Source organism: Escherichia sp. AM3, from assembly GCF_032029835.1.
GTDB classification, from domain to species: domain Bacteria; phylum Pseudomonadota; class Gammaproteobacteria; order Enterobacterales; family Enterobacteriaceae; genus Escherichia; species Escherichia coli.
Genome location: NZ_JAVUPQ010001036.1, coordinates 1 through 264, shown reverse-complemented (window position 1 = coordinate 264; position 264 = coordinate 1). Strand labels below are relative to the sequence as shown.

The following is a 264-nucleotide window of genomic DNA, read 5'->3' as shown; positions in this document are numbered from 1 at the left end:
CGCTAACCGTCTGCTGCGGTTTAAACCGAAGGATTGAACCTTGTACCCGTACGCGCTAGCATGAACCTTTCCGATCATGGAGCGCGTATGGGTCTGTTTAATCGTCTAAAAACATCGTTTCGCGCCCTTTTTCCCCGCCGTTATGCCTGGCCCGGTATGGATATTTCGCTTCCGGGCGGGCAGCATCTGCACCTGGTGGGAAGCATTCATATGGGCACGCAGGACATGTCCCCCCTGCCCTCCGGCCTGATTAAACTGCTGAAG

At 55.3% G+C, this 264-nt stretch carries 1 pseudogene; it reads left to right on the top strand.

The annotated features are described in order from the left end of the window. Positions 1 to 87: 87 nt before the first annotated feature. Positions 88 to 264 (top strand): annotated as a pseudogene (locus RTW80_RS29590) (conjugal transfer protein TraB); the annotation flags it as partial.